The 17,446-nt window shown below is 44.4% G+C and carries 22 protein-coding genes; 19 read left to right on the forward strand and 3 right to left on the reverse strand.

The window, feature by feature from the left end; translation table 11 throughout:
- Positions 1-413: 413 nt before the first annotated feature.
- From porQ to B5D48_RS06285, 19 genes are all read left to right on the forward strand, one after another.
- The gene (gene porQ, locus B5D48_RS06195; protein ID WP_023938514.1) at positions 414-1,430 is read left to right on the forward strand and encodes a type IX secretion system protein PorQ; all 1,017 of its coding nucleotides are present in this window, start codon (positions 414-416) and stop codon (positions 1,428-1,430) included.
- A 32-nt stretch (positions 1,431-1,462) separates the two neighbouring features.
- Positions 1,463-2,167 (forward strand): (d)CMP kinase, encoded by a 705-nt coding sequence (gene cmk, locus B5D48_RS06200; protein ID WP_023938515.1) that lies wholly within the window; start codon positions 1,463-1,465, stop codon positions 2,165-2,167.
- Positions 2,125-3,048, forward strand: coding sequence for a 4-hydroxy-3-methylbut-2-enyl diphosphate reductase (locus B5D48_RS06205; protein ID WP_023938517.1), 924 nt, complete (start codon positions 2,125-2,127; stop codon positions 3,046-3,048). The genes cmk and B5D48_RS06205 overlap by 43 nt, the downstream gene beginning before the upstream one ends.
- A complete protein-coding gene (locus tag B5D48_RS06210) occupies positions 3,036-3,578 on the forward strand; it encodes an RNA methyltransferase (RefSeq protein ID WP_023938518.1) in 543 nt (180 codons plus the stop codon). Before B5D48_RS06205 ends, B5D48_RS06210 begins: the two co-directional genes overlap by 13 nt.
- A gap of 105 nt (positions 3,579-3,683) precedes the next feature.
- Entirely contained in the window at positions 3,684-5,654 is a 1,971-nt protein-coding gene (gene thrS, locus B5D48_RS06215) for a threonine--tRNA ligase (protein WP_023938520.1), read from the forward strand.
- Positions 5,655-5,773: 119 nt separating this feature from the next.
- Positions 5,774-6,382: a translation initiation factor IF-3 gene (gene infC, locus B5D48_RS06220; RefSeq protein ID WP_023938521.1), complete on the forward strand. Its 609-nt coding sequence runs from the start codon at positions 5,774-5,776 to the stop codon at positions 6,380-6,382.
- A gap of 79 nt (positions 6,383-6,461) precedes the next feature.
- Entirely contained in the window at positions 6,462-6,659 is a 198-nt protein-coding gene (gene rpmI, locus B5D48_RS06225) for a 50S ribosomal protein L35 (RefSeq protein WP_036887893.1), read from the forward strand.
- Positions 6,660-6,764: 105 nt separating this feature from the next.
- Complete coding sequence (gene rplT / locus B5D48_RS06230) at positions 6,765-7,109, forward strand: 50S ribosomal protein L20 (RefSeq protein ID WP_036887891.1); 345 nt, start codon at positions 6,765-6,767, stop codon at positions 7,107-7,109.
- Between the two features lie 338 nt (positions 7,110-7,447).
- Positions 7,448-8,467: a branched-chain amino acid aminotransferase gene (locus tag B5D48_RS06235; protein WP_023938524.1), complete on the forward strand. Its 1,020-nt coding sequence runs from the start codon at positions 7,448-7,450 to the stop codon at positions 8,465-8,467.
- A 106-nt stretch (positions 8,468-8,573) separates the two neighbouring features.
- The gene (locus tag B5D48_RS06240; protein ID WP_023938526.1) at positions 8,574-9,140 is read left to right on the forward strand and encodes a nitroreductase family protein; all 567 of its coding nucleotides are present in this window, start codon (positions 8,574-8,576) and stop codon (positions 9,138-9,140) included.
- Positions 9,127-9,921 carry a Rossmann-like and DUF2520 domain-containing protein gene (locus tag B5D48_RS06245; RefSeq protein ID WP_023938528.1) on the forward strand — a complete coding sequence of 265 codons (795 nt, stop codon included), beginning with the start codon at positions 9,127-9,129 and terminating at the stop codon, positions 9,919-9,921. Before B5D48_RS06240 ends, B5D48_RS06245 begins: the two co-directional genes overlap by 14 nt.
- A complete protein-coding gene (locus B5D48_RS06250) occupies positions 9,914-10,435 on the forward strand; it encodes a KdsC family phosphatase (protein ID WP_036887890.1) in 522 nt (173 codons plus the stop codon). The genes B5D48_RS06245 and B5D48_RS06250 overlap by 8 nt, the downstream gene beginning before the upstream one ends.
- Positions 10,413-11,036 carry a Maf-like protein gene (locus B5D48_RS06255; RefSeq protein WP_394358633.1) on the forward strand — a complete coding sequence of 208 codons (624 nt, stop codon included), beginning with the start codon at positions 10,413-10,415 and terminating at the stop codon, positions 11,034-11,036. Before B5D48_RS06250 ends, B5D48_RS06255 begins: the two co-directional genes overlap by 23 nt.
- Positions 11,037-11,102: 66 nt before the next feature.
- Positions 11,103-11,258: a 50S ribosomal protein L34 gene (gene rpmH, locus B5D48_RS06260; protein WP_023938534.1), complete on the forward strand. Its 156-nt coding sequence runs from the start codon at positions 11,103-11,105 to the stop codon at positions 11,256-11,258.
- Positions 11,259-11,579: 321 nt separating this feature from the next.
- Positions 11,580-11,837 (forward strand): 50S ribosomal protein L28, encoded by a 258-nt coding sequence (rpmB, locus tag B5D48_RS06265; protein ID WP_023940480.1) that lies wholly within the window; start codon positions 11,580-11,582, stop codon positions 11,835-11,837.
- A gap of 7 nt (positions 11,838-11,844) precedes the next feature.
- Complete coding sequence (rpmG, locus tag B5D48_RS06270) at positions 11,845-12,033, forward strand: 50S ribosomal protein L33 (protein WP_023938540.1); 189 nt, start codon at positions 11,845-11,847, stop codon at positions 12,031-12,033.
- A 16-nt stretch (positions 12,034-12,049) separates the two neighbouring features.
- Positions 12,050-12,199 carry a DUF4295 domain-containing protein gene (locus B5D48_RS06275; protein ID WP_023938542.1) on the forward strand — a complete coding sequence of 50 codons (150 nt, stop codon included), beginning with the start codon at positions 12,050-12,052 and terminating at the stop codon, positions 12,197-12,199.
- Between the two features lie 600 nt (positions 12,200-12,799).
- On the forward strand, positions 12,800-14,029 hold the full coding sequence (locus B5D48_RS06280) for a site-specific integrase (protein WP_023938543.1): 1,230 nt from the start codon (positions 12,800-12,802) through the stop codon (positions 14,027-14,029).
- A 123-nt stretch (positions 14,030-14,152) separates the two neighbouring features.
- The gene (locus B5D48_RS06285) at positions 14,153-15,316 is read left to right on the forward strand and encodes a site-specific integrase (RefSeq protein WP_042120555.1); all 1,164 of its coding nucleotides are present in this window, start codon (positions 14,153-14,155) and stop codon (positions 15,314-15,316) included.
- A 161-nt stretch (positions 15,317-15,477) separates the two neighbouring features.
- On the opposite strand, the gene B5D48_RS06290 is transcribed toward B5D48_RS06285, so the two are convergent.
- The 3 genes from B5D48_RS06290 to B5D48_RS06300 form a co-directional block, all read right to left on the reverse strand.
- Positions 15,478-16,404 (reverse strand): alpha/beta hydrolase, encoded by a 927-nt coding sequence (locus tag B5D48_RS06290; protein WP_023938547.1) that lies wholly within the window; start codon positions 16,402-16,404, stop codon positions 15,478-15,480.
- Positions 16,405-16,608: 204 nt separating this feature from the next.
- A complete protein-coding gene (locus tag B5D48_RS06295; protein WP_023938549.1) occupies positions 16,609-16,896 on the reverse strand; it encodes a helix-turn-helix domain-containing protein in 288 nt (95 codons plus the stop codon).
- 2 nt (positions 16,897-16,898) lie between these two features.
- The gene (locus B5D48_RS06300; protein WP_042120557.1) at positions 16,899-17,177 is read right to left on the reverse strand and encodes a helix-turn-helix domain-containing protein; all 279 of its coding nucleotides are present in this window, start codon (positions 17,175-17,177) and stop codon (positions 16,899-16,901) included.
- Between the last annotated feature and the right edge of the window lie 269 nt (positions 17,178-17,446).

Below are 17,446 nucleotides of genomic sequence, written 5' to 3' on the forward strand. Positions count from 1 at the left end.
ATAGCGGGTGATGAGTTGTAAGACTTGTTACCCGCTATTCTTTTTTAGACCGCGCCCGCGCTGTTCCCGCTGTTTTATTCTCTCTCTTTCCTCTCTCTTTCCTCTCTAACCTCTTTCTCTTGCTTCTCTTCTTTCCTCAAGAGCGAAGGAAAGCAAGAGGTAGAGAAAACACAGCCTGAATGCTACTACAAACAATTGCTCTAACTATTTCCTTATCTATTCCTCCCGCTATATACCCCAACTTCTAACCCTCTCTTTCTATTACATGCTGATCTTTATTGCTCTACTCCGTTTATTGCTTTGATTCTTTACTCCCTACTCCGTTTATCATATTCGGCACTCCAAAATGAGAGAGAGGGAGTATTCTCTGTCGAGAGGGGATACAAGCCATCTGTTGTGTTATCTTTGCGAGTATGAATAAGCGAACACTGTTTCACCTCTTTGTCGCTCTCCTTGTTTGGGGAGTGTTTTTGCTTGCTCCTCACATATCAGCATCAGCTCAACAGCTGTCTAAGAAGGAAGTATATGGTTTTCTGCAGCTACCGGCTTCGGCTGAAGCAGCAGCTCTTGGTGGACGCACAGTTTCTTATATCAGCGAGAACCCGGCCATGGTATTTTCTAATCCCGGATTGTATGGTCAGGAAATGAGAGGAAAGTTAGCTCTCTCTTATTTGAATTATATAGGTTCGGCTCATGCCGGATCGGTTCTTTATGGTCAAGATTGGCACGAGCGTGGAGCTTGGGCTGTAGGAGGGCGTTTTGTCCAATATGGTCGTATGGCAGGCTATGATGCACAAGGGCTTCCTACCGGGCATTTTGCTGCTACTGATCTAGCTTTACAGGCGACTTACGCTTATGATTTGTCTTACTATTTTCGTGGAGGTATAAGCCTAAAGGGCGTGTATTCCCACATTGACACCTATTCTTCTTTTGGTGTTGGAGCCGATGTTGGAGTCAGCTATTATAATGATGAGAATGATCTCTCTTTGGCTATTGCTGCAACTAATATTGGAACGCAGTTGAAAGGATTCCACAAAGAACGGGAGCTTCTGCCATGGGACATACAGTTAGGAATGAGTCAGGGGCTTTCGCATGCTCCTTTCAGAGTCCATTTTCTTGTCCATAATCTTAATCCTCGTATGTGGGGAGATAGGAGCCGTCCTCTTCTTAGACGGGGATTGAGACATTTGTTGTTGGGTCTGGAATTTCAACCCGGAGAACGTTTTAATCTGATTGCCTCCTATAATCCGGCTTTGGCTGAAGACCTGCGAGTGCAGAACGGTGGAGCCTTATCCGGATTTTCATTGGGCGCAGGACTACGTACCTCGAAGTTGGATATACAGCTGGCTGCCACATCTTTTCACCCATCCGTACTCTCAATCATGCTCAGCTTGAGTATGCCTCTTGGCAAGAGACTGCAAGAATTGTAATAGCTAATCACAGGTAGAGATATTTATATTCGATGAAGGACAAACGCATTATCATAGCCATTGATGGGCATAGTTCATGTGGCAAAAGCACGATGGCGAGAGATTTGGCCAAAGCTCTTGGTTATGTGTACATAGATACGGGAGCCATGTATAGAGCTGTGACCCTCTATAGTTTGCAGCAGGGAATATGGACAGAAGACGGTAGTCCGGATGAAGATGCTTTGCAGAGGTCTATGAAAGATCTGCATATAGAATTTCAGTTTTTCCCCGAAGAAGGTCGATCGCATACCTTGCTCAATGGTATTGATGTGGAGCAGGAAATTCGCAGTATGGAAGTCTCTTCCAGAGTCAGTCCAATTAGTGCTATCCCTTTTGTTCGTTCGTCCATGGTGAGCCAACAACAGGCTATGGGGAAGGAGAAAGGTATCGTGATGGATGGCCGAGATATTGGTACTACAGTTTTCCCTCGAGCCGAAATGAAGGTTTTTGTAACAGCCCGTCCGGAAGTCCGGGCACAGCGCCGTCTTGATGAGTTGCGCAGTAAAGGTAATACCGCTACAACATTGGAGGAAGTGTTAGCCAATATCAATGAGCGAGATTATATTGACTCTCACAGAGCCGTGTCTCCACTTGTGCAGGCTCAAGATGCACTTGTATTAGATAATTCTCAAATGACAATCCCCGAACAAAGCCAATGGCTGATAGACAGATACAAAGAGATTGTGAGCCGGCTGTGATACCTATTGTCGAAATAGATGAGGGCTCAGGCTTTTGTTTTGGCGTAGTCAACGCCATTCGTTCAGTGGAGAAAGAGTTGGAGAAGAGTAAAGAGACGCTCTATTGCTTGGGAGATATTGTGCATAATAGTCAGGAAGTAGAGAGGTTAGAGGCCAGAGGAATGTGTACGATTTCCTATCAAGACTTAGAGCAATTGAGAGATGCCAAGGTTTTGCTTCGAGCGCACGGAGAGCCTCCGTCGATCTATCGAATGGCAGAGAGGCAACATCTGAAGATTGTCGATGCTACATGCCCTGTGGTATTGGCTTTACAGCGACGTATTCGTAGAGCTTACGATTCTACCAGGGAAATATGTGCTCAGATTGTTATTTTTGGCCAGCGAGGGCATGCTGAGGTGAATGGTTTGGTAGGTCAATGTGAAGGAGATGCCCTGGTGATCGAGAATCCACAAGAGATAGAGAGCATAGATAGAGAAAGACCTGTACTACTCTTTTCTCAAACAACGAAGGGGCTGGAAGACTATGCTCAAATCATAGAGTTGATAGGACAATGGCTCAAGCCCGGCGTACGTTTTGAGCATTATGATACAATCTGTAGGCAAGTCTCCAACCGTATCCCTCACATTCGAGAATTTGCAGCCAAACATGGTTTGGTTCTTTTTGTCGCTGGAAAGAAAAGCTCCAATGGGCGAGTGCTATTTGCTCATTGTCAAGACTCAAATCCCAGATCTGTATTTTTGAGTTCGCCGGAAGAATTGTCTATCGAGCAGTTAATGCCTATTCCCCGGTCAATAGGTATATGTGGGGCCACCTCAACCCCCAAAAGACAAATGGAAGCCATGGCAGAGGCTGTAAAGGAGATATTGGCATGCGGAAGTTGAAAATTACAGAAATACAACGCCTCAGTGTAGAGACCTTTCGGCAGTTTAATAAATTGCCTATTGTGGTGTTGTTGGATGATATTCGTTCTATGAACAATGTCGGATCAATATTGCGCACTGCTGATGCTTTTCGCCTGGAGGCTGTTTTGCTGTGTGGTATTACAGCTTGTCCTCCCCATCCTGATATTCATAAAACTGCTCTTGGAGCGGAGGATAGTGTCTGCTGGGAGAAGATTACAGATCCGCATGAAGCCGTATTCCGGTATATAGAAAAGGGCTATCGTATTTGTGCATTGGAGCAAGCCGAGGGGAGTTTACTTCTACAGGATTTGAATGCACAGCGAGGAAAAGGCTATGTCCTGATTTTGGGTAATGAAGTTTTTGGGGTCAAGCAATCGTTGATTGATTTGTGTGATTGCTGTTTGGAAATCCCTCAGTTTGGCACTAAGCACTCTCTCAATGTATCTGTAGCAGCCGGAATGGCGATTTGGCAAATGGCTGTTCCTCTGTTGCCGAGCTTGGCATATTGATACTCAATGTGACTGAGAAGAGTAAAAGAGATGAGATGAAAATCCCGAATGGTATTTGTAGTACCTTTGTTCTCGAAAATGTCACATCAGAAACTAATAATGAACATGATAAAGATAACGTTCCCTGATGGTAGCATTCGGGAATATGAGGTCGGAACTACTCCGATGCAGATAGCAGAGAGTATTAGCCCTCGTTTGGCAAAGGAAGTTTTAGCTGCCGGTGTCGACGGTGAAATTTTTGATTTGCAACGACCGTTGTTCTCCGATGCATCTGTGAAGTTGTATAAGTGGGAGGATCCTGAGGGTAAATATGCTTACTGGCACTCAAGTGCTCACTTGATGGCCGAAGCTCTTGAGGAACTTTATCCAGGCATCAAGTTCGGTATTGGTCCAGCTATTGAGCAGGGCTTTTACTATGATGTAGACCCGGGTACTGCCATTATTAAAGAAGAAGATTTGCCTCGTATAGAGGAATGTATGCGTCGATTGGTAGCCAAGGAGGAACCTATTGTTCGTCGGGATATAAGCAAGGCAGATGCCCTCCGGATGTTTCAGGAGAAGAACGATGAATACAAGGTAGAGCTGATAAGTGAGTTGGCCGATGGCACAATCACATTGTATACACAGGGCAATTTTACCGACCTTTGTCGTGGTCCTCACTTACCCAATACGGGACTTATCAAAGCTGTTAAACTGCTCAACGTGGCCGGAGCTTATTGGCGAGGGGATGAGAAGCGTAAGCAGCTGACACGCATATATGGGATTACTTTCCCAAAGAAAAAGATGCTTGATGAGTATCTGCAGATGCTTGAAGAGGCCAAGAAGAGAGATCATCGCAAGATTGGAAAGGAGTTGGAGCTTTTTACGTTCTCTCAAAACGTAGGAGCAGGGTTGCCGTTGTGGTTGCCCAGAGGTACTCAACTCAGGCTCAAGTTGGAAGATTTTCTCAAGCGCATTCAGAAGCATTTCGGTTATCAGCAGGTGATGAGCCCTCATATAGGAAACAAGAAACTCTATGTTACCTCCGGGCACTATGCCAAGTATGGAGCAGATTCTTTTCGCCCTATAACCACGCCTCAGGAAGGAGAGGAATTCATGCTCAAACCCATGAATTGTCCCCATCACTGCGAAATATATAAAGCTATACCTCACTCATATAGAGATCTTCCTGTGCGTTTGGCCGAGTTTGGCACTGTGTATAGGTATGAGCAGAGTGGAGAGCTCCATGGTCTGACTCGTGTGCGTGGTTTCACTCAGGATGATGCACATTTGTTCTGTCGTCCAGACCAAATTAAGGAAGAATTTTGCAAGGTGATGGATATTATCTTCATCATTTTCAAGGCTTTGGACTTCAAGAATTTTGAAGCACAGATCTCTTTGAGAGATAAGGTCAATCGTGAGAAATATATCGGTAGCGAGGAGAATTGGGAGAAAGCAGAGCGTGCCATTATCGAGGCTTGTCAGGAAAAAGGCTTACCAGCTGTCATTGAATACGGAGAAGCGGCTTTCTATGGTCCAAAGTTAGACTTCATGGTTAAGGATGCTTTGGGACGTAAGTGGCAACTGGGTACGATTCAGGTTGATTACAACCTTCCAGAGCGATTTGAGTTGGAATACACCGGAGAAGACAACCGCAAGCATAGACCTGTGATGATTCACCGTGCACCTTTTGGTTCTATGGAGCGTTTTATAGCTGTTCTTATCGAACATACTGCTGGTAAATTTCCCCTTTGGTTGACTCCTGACCAGGTGGTGATACTTCCGATTAGTGAGCGATTCAATGAGTATGCTTATAAGGTGGCTCGCCAGCTTAATGAGGCTGATATTCGTGTGCAGGTGGATGATCGCAACGAAAAGATTGGTCGAAAGATCCGAGACAATGAGCTCAAACGTGTTCCTTATATGTTGATTGTAGGGGAGCAGGAGGAGCAAAATGAGGAGGTCTCTGTGAGAAAACAAGGAGAAGGAGATAGAGGTACGGTGAAATTGACTACCTTTGCCGGGCAAATCTGTGGTGAAGTGGATGCAATGGTCAATGCTTGGCAGGCAGATTTGACCGAAACTTCCGCAGAGTAAATGTGTTGATAGAAAACGACTCTACGAGAAATACAAAAGAATAAGAGTAGGGCTTGTGTAGAGGTATGATAGGACAAAGAACTAAAAAACCTGCAAGCTCAATGACTAATAGATACTGAATGGTAGAAGCAAGGCAGAAAGATCAGTACCGGATAAATGAGGATATTCGTGTTCGGGAAGTGCGTTTGGTGGGCGACAATGTGGAGCAGGGGGTATACTCTATCCAGGAGGCTCGCAAGATAGCAAAAGAGCAGGACCTCGACTTGGTGGAGATCTCTCCATCGGCCAAACCTCCGGTTTGTAGGGTCGTAGACTATCAGAAATTTATTTACCAGCAGCGTAAACGCCTGAAGGAACAAAAGGCTAAGAGCGTCAAGGTTGTGATCAAAGAGATTCGCTTTGGCCCTCAGACGGATGATCATGACTATAACTTTAAGCTCAAGCATGCGAAGGAGTTTTTGGAGTCTGGAGCTAAAGTTAAGGCGTTTGTATTCTTTCGTGGGCGGTCTATTCTGTTTAAGGAGCAGGGTGAGGTGCTGTTGTTGCGATTTGCCAATGACCTTGAGGATTACTGTCGAGTAGAGCAGATGCCTATACTTGAAGGCAAACGTATGTCCATTATGTTGGCTCCTAAGAAGCCGGGTAGTACGAAAAAAGAACCTCAACCTGTCACAGGCAAGGATGGTGTGGCTTCTCTTTCAGAAGAAGCCCAAAGAAGTGAAGAATAAGAAAGATAAAGGCCGTAGGGGCTTAGGCTGTTGCCTTTGTCTTCGAGGCGTAAACGTTTAATATTTAAGTAACAAGCAAATGTCTAAATTGAAGACTAAATCCGGTGCCAAAAAGAGGTTTGCCCTTACCGGATCCGGTAAAATCAAGCGTAAGCACGCTTTCAAAAGTCACATCCTGACCAAGAAAACAAAGAAACAGAAGCGCAATCTGACAAAGTTCACAGTGTTGGATAGGGTTGATGAGAAGCGTGTGAAGGAACTCTTGTGTGTGAGATAACCCCTTTGATCAAGAGTAACGAACAGATTTTATAACAGAGAGGTCAGCCAAGAAGAGCCGTAGTGATTTAACTCCGACCGCTGCCTATCACAAACATTTAGAATTATGCCAAGATCAGTCAATCATGTAGCTTCGAGAGCTAAAAGAAAAAGAATTCTCAAGCTGACACGTGGGTATATTGGTGCCCGTAAAAATGTCTGGACCGTAGCCAAGAATACTTGGGAAAAGGGTCTTACCTATGCTTACCGTGATCGTAAAAATAAGAAACGGAACTTCCGCGCTTTGTGGATACAGCGTATCAATGCAGCTGCTCGTTTGGAAGGGATGTCCTATTCTCGTCTGATGGGTGCTCTGCACAAAAGTGGGATTGAGATTAACCGCAAAGTTCTTGCCGATTTGGCTATGAATCATCCCGAAGCATTCAAGGCTATTGTGGAAAGAGTGCGTTAAGCTCGAATTTTTCCTTTTACACAAGGGCTGGAAGCTGCATGAGGCAAGTATGTAACTCGCCCTATGCAGTTTCTTTTTTTTCTACTGCTTAGAAGACAAGCAATAACTTTAGAGGAGTCTGTGGCTCAATGTGGGCTAGGCTTATTTCTGTTTACTCATACACTCAAATGAGATTGTATAATGCTTCCCTTTGAGCAATGTTTTTTTTAATCTGTTTTTGGGTGATAAATACAGAACTAAAAGACTACCTTTGTGGAAGGTAGAAAAGCACTTTGGAGGAGTTTCTCCGGGTGCAGACAGATTATGTTAAACCAATCCACATCTAAATTCAAAAGAAAATGGAGAATATCAATTGGTCAGAGCTCGGTTTCGGCTATATGAAGACTGACTACAATGTGCGTTGCTATTATCGGAATGGTAAGTGGGGTGAGTTGGAAGTTTCTTCCGACGAGCATATCAACATCCATATGGCAGCTACTTGTTTGCACTACGGACAAGAAGCTTTTGAAGGACTTAAGGCTTTCCGTGGTAAGGATGGTAAGATTCGTATCTTCCGTATCGAAGAGAATGCCAAGCGTATGCAACGCTCTTGTGAGGGTGTCGTAATGGCAAATCTACCTGTTGAAATATTCGAAGCTGCCTGCAAGAAGGCTGTCAAACTCAACGAGCGTTTTGTGCCTCCTTACGAAAGCGGAGCTTCTCTCTATATTCGTCCCTTGCTCTTGGGGCTTGGTGAACAAGTAGGGGTTAAGCCGGCTCCTGAGTATCTCTTTATTGTTTTTGTTTCTCCTGTAGGACCCTATTTCAAGGAAGGTTTTAAGCCGACTCCGATGGTTATTTTGCGTGGTTATGACCGTGCTGCTCCATTAGGTACGGGTACAATCAAAGTTGGCGGAAACTATGCTGCAGGTATGATTCCGACAGTGAAAGCTCATGATATGGGATATTCTGCTCCCTTATTCCTGGATGCTAAGGAGAAGAAATACATTGATGAGTGTGGCCCAGCCAATTTCTTTGGAATTAAAGACAATACTTATATCACACCGGAGAGCTCCTCTATTTTGCCCTCTATTACCAATAAGAGCTTGATGCAGTTGGCTGAAGATCTTGGTATGAAGGTTGAGCGTCGTAAGGTATTGGAAGAAGAATTGGCTACATTCGAGGAGGCCGGAGCTTGTGGTACGGCAGCGGTAATTAGCCCGATTTTGCGTATTGATGATCCGGACGAAAATCGTACCTATGTGATTAGTAAGGATGGAAAGCCAGGTAAGCGCTGTGAAGAGCTTTATCATAAGCTGCGCGCTATACAGTATGGAGATGAACCTGATGTGCACAACTGGGTCTCTTTTGTAGAATAATCCATTTATAGATTGCTTTCGCCGAGTTTTTCTCTTTGGCGGAAACTTTGATAGAAAAGGAGAGTGCGTGGTGAAGAACTGCGCACTTTCTTTATACATTAGCTCCATGAAAGATCAGTCTTTTTATTCTTTGGCTTGTCGTAGGCGTTCTATTCGTAAGTATACCGATGAGCCAATTAGTCCGAAGGATGTTCAGCTTCTCTTGGCCTCCGCTCTTCGGGCTCCATCCAGCAGGAATAGGCACTCCCCTCAATACATTGTAGTGGAGGATCGAGAAATGCTTAGCAAAATGTCTGTGGTTAGAGAGAAAGGAGCTGCATTTTTGAGAGAGGCTCCTATTGCAATTGTTGTGCTGGGTGATCCCTCTTGTTCTGCCCATTGGTTTGAAGATGCTGTGCTTGCGGCTTCTTACATACAACTGCAGGCTGAAGATTTGGGTTTGGGCTCGTGTTGGTGTCAAATAGTCGATACTCTCACGGTCAACGGGCAGGAGTCTGCAGAGTATATTCGCCTGTTACTTGGTATTCCACTGCAGTTGCAGGTGTTGGCTATCATTGCGATTGGGCATAAGGGTGAGGATAAAGAGCCTCGTCCGGAATCTGAGTTGCTTTGGGAGCGAGTGCATATTGGAGCCTATATGGATAGCAAAGAAGAGGATCATGAACCGGCCTGACTTGCAGATTGTCCTATTGGGTAGTGGTAATGTTGCTACTCATTTTGCTTTGGGCTTGGAGAGGGTAGGGCTTCCCGTTTCTCAGGTGTATAGTCGTACCCCTCAGAATGGTCTCTCTCTTCTGGAGAGATTGTCGAATAAGCCAGATTTGATCTTTACGACCGACAGACTGATTCGGACGGCAGATTTGTATCTTTTTACTGTTAGTGACAATGCTATAGCTTCGTTGGCCGAATCACTTCCTGCAACAAGAGGTATTTGGGCACATACTGCTGGCAGTATCAGTATGGAGGTTTTGCATAAACATCATGCTGACAGTGGAGTCCTTTATCCTTTGCAGACTTTTAGTAAGGACCGAGGATTGGACTTTTCGACAATCCCCCTGTATGTAGAGGGCTGTACACAGGCGGCATGCGATTTTTTGACATCGGTTGGCAAGATTCTTAGCTCTCAAGTTTCTTTTGCCTCTGAAAAACAGAGGAGGCAACTTCACTTGGCAGCTGTTTTTGCCTGTAATTTTGTCAATCATTTATACTGTTTATCCGAGGAGATTTTGTCGGGAGCAAGCCTTTCTCCGGAAGCTCTTGCTCCACTTATATCAGAAACTGCGGCCAAAGTACAGCGAATGCCTGCGAGAGAGGCTCAGACCGGACCTGCAGCTAGATATGACACTGAGACCATAAAACGTCATCTGGAAATGCTGCCAGAAGGGTACTCTAAACAGGTTTATCATTTGATGTCGGAATCCATAATGAGTCTAAATAGAAAAAGAAGTGAGTAGTATACCATACGATTTAACAAAGATTGCCGGATTTGTGTTTGATATGGATGGAGTGATTAGTTGCTCGGTCGTCCCTATGACAGCTGAGGGAGAAGCCCAGCGGACTCTGAATATCAAAGATGGTTACGCTCTGCAGTATGCAGCTAAGCAGGGCTATGTGTTGGCAATAATATCGGGAGGAGAAAGTCCTGCTATGCGTGAGCGGGCCAGATATCTGGGTATCCCTTATGTATATATGAGGGTGAGGAGTAAGCTCAATTGTTTGAAAGATTTGCTGGATGCCACGGGGCTTAATCCTGAGCAATTGATTTATGTAGGGGATGATATTCCCGATTTGGAAATTATGCAGGCAGTTGGGTTGCCAGTAGCACCACAGGATGCTGTCCCGGAGGTGAAAGCTGTTGCTGGCTATATCTCTCGCTATGCCGGGGGGCAAGGTGTTGTTCGCGATGTGATAGAGCAAACCCTCAAGGCACAAGGTCGGTGGGCCAATGGAGAAGGATGGGGATGGTAAAATAATGTGTGCTATGTTGAAAGATTTTCTCTCGGATTATCAGATCGTTTTAGCTTCACAATCTCCTCGTCGCCGAGAGCTGCTCGCCGGGCTTGATATCCCATTTATCCAGATTTCTCTTCCTGACATAGAGGAGGTTTATCCCGATTCTTTGCCTTTGGAAGAAGTCCCTCTATTTCTTTCTCGTCTTAAGGCAACCGCTTACCGTGAGCGAATGCAGGCAAGTACTCTGTTGATTACGGCTGATACAGTTGTGATTATAGAAGGAGAGATTTTAGGTAAACCTCAAGATCGCAGCGAAGCCGAGAGTATGCTCAAAAAGCTCAGCGGAAAAGAGCATATCGTGGTGACCGGAGTGAGTATTACTTCTCTTGAAAAACAGGAATCCTTTTCATGCTGCTCCAAAGTTTGTTTTGAGAAACTCAGCTCGGAAGAGATTGATTTTTATTTAGATCACTATCGTCCCTATGATAAGGCTGGAGCTTATGGAATCCAAGAATGGATTGGGTATGTAGGCATTCATCACGTGGAGGGGTCTTTCTACAATGTAATGGGGTTGCCTGTTCATTTGCTCTACCAATCCCTTAAAGACTTTGCATAATTAAGAATTGATCCCTACCTTTGCACTTCAATACGGAAGATGTAAAAGCATAACTGATAAAAGAAAATGAAAAGGACATTCCAACCTTCGAATAGGAAGCGTAAAAACAAGCACGGGTTTCGCTCGAGAATGGCCACTGCAAATGGTCGTCGGGTATTGGCTTCCAGAAGAGCCAAAGGACGTGCAAAACTCTCTGTATCTGACGAATACACGGTTCGTTGATAGGAGATTGATCTGACTGCTAGGGAAGGCTTGTTATTTTTCTGACTTTCTTCCTTGGCTGTCGGATTTTCCATTTCCTCTGTTTCGACCTCTTGTTTGTAATTCTTTGTAATCCTTGAGGTCTCTTGGTGCCAACTTGCTCCTTTGAGGGGATGAGACCCGCAGAGTGTCGGGTGTTTGTGTGTATAGTGAGGTTGTGTGAGTAGGAAAATATAGCTTACTTTGCACTTCTGATGATTTGTGAGCCTCCTCAGTGATGCTATGGGTGTAGTGCCACAGGTATGTGATATTGGTAAACAAATAACGATAAGAAATAAAGATATGTCTAAGATGTGTCAAATCACGGGAAAGAAGGCTATGGTCGGCAACCATGTGTCGCACTCAAAGCACCGCACCAAGCGTTCTTTCAATGTGAATCTCTTTACCCGCAAGTTCTTTTGGGTGGAGCAACAATGTTGGGTTGTACTTAAGGTGTCAGCAGCAGGCTTGCGCCTAATAAATAAGATCGGTCTGGAAGCCGCACTCAGAAGAGCTGCAGAGAAAGGCTATCTGACCAGAATAAACACTATGGAGGCATAAGGAGGCTATGGCAAAGAAAGCAAAAGGTAATCGCGTACAAGTCATACTTGAGTGTACCGAGCACAAGGAAAGTGGTATGCCGGGTACTTCCAGATATATCACTACTAAGAACAGGAAAAATACGACTCAGCGCCTTGAACTCAAGAAATACAATCCGATTCTGAAGCGCATGACCGTTCATAAGGAAATTAAGTAAGAGGAGGTTTTGACTCATGGCAAAGAAAGCAGTTGCTACGTTTAAGCAAGGGGAGAGCCGTTCCTATTCGAAAGTAATTAAGATGGTGAAGTCTCCCAAGACTGGTGCCTATACTTTCCAGGAAGAAATGGTTCCCAACGATATGGTGAAAGATGTTCTTAAGTAAGAAAGAACCTTTTTGGCTTCCTTCTTCATGCTCTTTTTACGCTGAGAGCGAGTAAATGTGGTAGGCCAATTTATAGAAGGGATTATAGAGAGTTCCCCCTTTGCTACATGGTGGCAAAGGGGGAATTTTTGCATAAGTACCGACAGTGTACTTGGTCAATGTTTTGATTACCGAGATAGTTAATAGGTACCCAAGTGTCTATTCATGCCCTTTTGATCAGTCTTTTCAGAATGGTGTAATCAAGGAAAAAATGAGAGATACAAGGGATGGAGTTCAGGTATGGTAAGGAACTATCAGCGGAAAGGGCATTAGGGTGAGGATGGAAGGTAAGTGAATGAGAATGAGAGGGATTTTCGGAATTTTGCGATGGATTGCATTGGAGTGTAAAGAGCAGAAGATGTGGATTTATGCAGAAGTTCCGTTACCAAATCGTTAGTCCATTTCTCTAATGGTAACGAAGAGGCAAGAGAAAGTAACAGACGGAAGAGTGTTCGGTAATTCGCCTTTCTGTCGTTACGGTTCTTATTCTTTGTACCACAATGTTTTGCGTAGCTGAAAACGCTTCGGTAACGGGTAATTTTGCCCATAATAAAGAAGCGTATGCAAACAGACAAATTCAAGGTGTTGCTCTACCTGAAAAAGAGCGGATTGGACAAGTCGGGACAGGCTCCGATAATGGGGCGTATAACTTACGGGCGAACCATCGCCCAATTCAGTTGTAAACTCTCGTGCGACCCGAAGTTGTGGAATGCTCGTGAGAGCAGACTGAACGGCAAAAGCCGTGAAGCGGTGGCAACGAATGGCAAGTTGGAACGCTTGCTTCTCTCGGTGCAGTCGGCTTATCGTGTACTTTGCGAGCGAGGAATTGCATTTACAGCGACAGACATCAAGGAGCAGTTCCAAGGGAGTATGCAAACTCAAATCACCTTTTTGGAACGATACGACCGAATGGTCAAGGAGATGGAGCAAAAGGTGGGCATCGAAATAAAGGCTACGACTATGAGTAGTTACTATACTATCCGTAAATATTTGCAAGTCTTTATTGGAGAGAAGTACCACACGGCTGACATTCCTTTCGGACAGATGGAAGAAGATTTCTTGGAATGTTTGCAACATTATTCTGTTGGGAAGCTGGGACATTCGCAAGCCTACTATCATAAGATGGCATTAGCCGTGAAGAAAGTCTGCCGTTTGGCGTATCGGGAAGGATTAACCGAACGACAATTGTTCGCTCACATACAGATTGAACGAGGAGAGAACAAACAACCTCGTGCTTTGGATAGGGCTTCATTGGATAAGTTGCAGAGCTTGACTTTTGAGCCGTATGAGGTGGAGTTGGAAACCGCCCGCAATCTCTTTCTCTTTTCTTGCTTTACGGGTGTAGCCTATTGCGATATGATTGCGCTGAATCGGGAACACCTCTTTACGGATGATGAAGGGGCGTTGTGGCTAAAGTTTCGCAGGCAAAAGACCAATACCCTTTGTCGTGTGAAGCTCTTGCCTGAAGCAATTCGTTTGATAGAGCGGTATCAATCGGATGAACGTACCACGCTCTTCGCTCCCATTGCTTATCCTGCTTACCGTGTCCAGCTTAAAGCCCTGCAACCTCGGGCAGGTATCTCCATTCCTCTTTCGGCACACGTCGGTCGCCACACTTTTGCCACGCTCATAACGTTGGAACGAGGTGTCCCCATCGAAACGGTAAGCCGAATGTTGGGGCACAGCAATATCCAAACAACCGAGCGATATGCCCACGTTACCCCGAAGAAACTCTTCGATGAGTTCGAGCGGTTTCTCTCTTTCACCGAAGATTTACAACTCTCTTTGTGACATTCAAGAATATACCCTCAAAAGCACCTAAGCTTTTCCGAGAAAGCAATAAAGCTTTTGTCCGAAAGCTTAGGAGCTTTGGGAGATAAAGTAATTACCATTCATACAGCAGACGAAAAGATTATGCGCAGTACCTTCAAAATCCTATTCTATATCAATAAGTACAAGACCAAGGCAGACGGCACAACAGCAATCCTCTGCCGTATCACCATAGACGGAGCGAACGTGGTGATAACTACAGGCGAAAGCACCACTCCCCACGATTGGAGCGTGAAGCGAAGGGAAACGACGGACAAGAAGACCAACCAACGCCTGCAAACCTTTCGGGAGGAAATCGAACAGGGGTACAACACCTTGCTCTACAAATATGGAGCGGTGAGTGCCGAGCTTCTGAAGAACTACTTGCAAGGCATCGGGAGAACTCCGACAACACTTCTCGCCCTTAGTACGGAGGAATTGAAAGCTCAACGAGAAAGCAAGAGTGAGGGGACGTATAGCAACAATCGGTGTTCAGACAGGCAACTCAATGCCTTTGTGCGAAGTCGTGGCGAGGAGGATATTCCCCTAACGGCTCTTACGATGAATTTCTTTGATGATTATCGTTTCCACCTGAAGAAGGAGGGCTACGCCCCTGCAACGATAAACGGGCATCTCTGTTGGTTGAGTCGGTTGATGTATCGAGCCGTCAGTCAAGGCACAATACGCTTCAATCCTTTTGAGAGGGCGAAGTATGAAGCCGTGGAGCGCAAATCTCGTTTCTTGAGCAAAGGCGATGTGGCAAAGCTCTTGGCATTCCCATTGCAGGACGAAGGGGCAGAACTAAGCCGAAGAATGTTTCTTTTCTCTGTCTTTACGGGTTTGGCATTTGCTGACTTACAGAGCCTGCGAGCTTCGCAAATCGAAACGAACAGTGAGGGGAAGCGCTATATCCGCAAGGCAAGACAGAAAACGGAAGTGGAGAGTCTGATACCCTTGCATCCGATAGCGGAGCAGATACTTTCGCTTTACACTAAGGAGGAGAGCAAGGGGGATTATAAGATATTTCCCGATACGATGAGCAAGGGCAAACTACTAACCCATCTCAAAGCCGTGGGCTTGGCGTGTGGCATTCGCACTCCGCTGGGCTACCACCTCGCTCGCCACAGTTTCGGCACGCTGACTTTGGAGGCAGGTATTCCGATGGAGAGCATTGCCAAGATGATGGGACACGCCTCCATCTCCAGCACGCAAATCTACACCCAAATCACCGACCAAAAGATTGCAAAGGATATGGATAGATTGATATAAAAAGGAATATTGTAGAGTTGGTATAAATATAAGGAGCTTGCTTCATAAATACGAGCAAGCTCCTTTCTATTTTCTCTATATGCGGTATCTATTTATGTTTACATACTGAATGTGTCAAGAGATTTTGCCGTCTATCTCATTTTTGTATCAGGAACCACTTTTTATTTTGTCCAACTTTGCACCTTGCGAATAAATAAAGACTGTTGATCAACAAACACATTATGAGAGCAATTATCCATATATATAACATTGTTTTTGCCTAATATATCTTGCAAGTTCTTGATTTGATCAGGTGAATAGAGTCCATCGTCTTTTCCATACAGACCATAAATGTTCATATTTTTTGTCTTTAGATGTTTGATGTTTGCTGTAATGTCGATAGTTGTGTATTTTTCATTTGCCCAAAAACCTTTTACAGCCTCTGGCGAAGCCTGAGAAGAATACTTTATCAACAAGGAATCGGTCTTAAATTTCTCATAAATACTTTGGGCTTCAGCCGTTGGATTCTTAGGATGATAAAAGCCATTTTGCATTGCGTGCATAAAGCAATAAGAACAATATTCAAGACTTGCGTTATCCATATTCTCAAGCATAGAAATATAGTTCAGATTTACGCTATCCTTCTTTGTTTGGTAAATATTTTTTGACTTTTGTAGAATAGTTTTAAACGACGATTGCAAAGAAACAGGTGTCCCTACGAGAATAAGTGATTCTATTTTTTCAGGATATTTCTCAGCAAATAATGTCGCAATCACACCGCCAAAACTATGACCTATTAGCGTTGATTTAGAAAGACCGTATTTTTGATAAATATAGTTTAAGTCATCAAAGGTTTCCTTGAAAGTGAATTGAGCAGAAGCTCTACTCCGTCCCTCTCCTCGTCTATCATATACAATAACATAGAAGCCACGATCAGCAAGTTGTTGAGCGGTAGTGAATTCAAAATTTGCACTGTTATATCCAGGACCTCCATGAAGGAATATAATAGCCCTATTCGTGTGATTCCCGAAAGTCTTGGTATAAAGATTCTGACTATAGGCAAACAATGTTGATAGTGCGAGTAGCGTTGTAAGCAAGATTTTTCTCATACTATTCGTAATTATTTATGAATAAATTAAGTATACGACCACTTACTCCGAATTGTTTAATTTCCGATATAGGAATCTTTCGACAATCAATGAGTTTCGTATATTTATTATGCAAGTATAGTTGTTTCTTGCGATGTTTTCAAGCGCTGAAAAGTCTATTAACACGACTTTAACAAATTAGCCTCTTCCGTATGCTTTATCTCATTATCTCAGATAATTCTCTTTCAAAATTCGTTGCAGGTCAGATATGCGATAGAGTATTTTCCCCGCGATTTGGGTGTAGGGAATAATGCCCTTGTCCCGATAGTCCTGCAAGGTACGAGGACTGACGAAAAGGCGTTCGCAGACTTCTCGCCCCGTAAGGTAAATTTCTCCTCCGAACAGCGGACGGTGCGTTTGGGCAATCTCCCGAAGGCGTTTGCTCACTTCTTTGATGCCTGAGATGAGTTGTTTCATTTCGGGCGTTTCTTTGTCTACGATTTCGTGTTCCATAATCATTGTATCTTTCGGTTCGACTTTTCGAGGAGTGCTTCCACATCCTCACGTTTGTAATAGCACTTATGCCCGATTTGGATAAAGGGTAACACGGACGTGTCCCGATAGTGTTGGAGCGTTCGCTTGCTGATGTTCAGTATTCGGCACACGTCCCCGTTGTGCAACAGGTCGGGGACTTCGGGTTTCGCGCCAAAATGTTCTCTCATGCAAAGAGCCAGTTCTTCGATGCTCTTTTTCAGTTCCTCCCAAGCGGAGGTGTCGATGGCGGTAAATCTCATATCAATATCGTTTTTAATTGTCGTTTTTCTCTTTTCGGTGCAAATGTATGCAGCCAAATCCTTGTTCTCTGACCTGATGAGATCAAAGGAAATCGCAGGAATTTACAGGCAAATGTATAAGTAAAACCTATCTGTTTTTAGAAGGGATTCCTTGCCTTTTCTCTCTGTTCCTCCGAATTCCTTGTAGTGGAATTTTCAGTTATTCGCAGCTTTCAGACATAGGAGAAGGAGGAGGCATACTTCGAGCATGTAGAGATATCAAGAAATTC

Origin of the sequence: Porphyromonas crevioricanis (assembly GCF_900167225.1) — a bacterium.
Taxonomy (GTDB): Bacteria; Bacteroidota; Bacteroidia; order Bacteroidales; family Porphyromonadaceae; genus Porphyromonas; species Porphyromonas crevioricanis.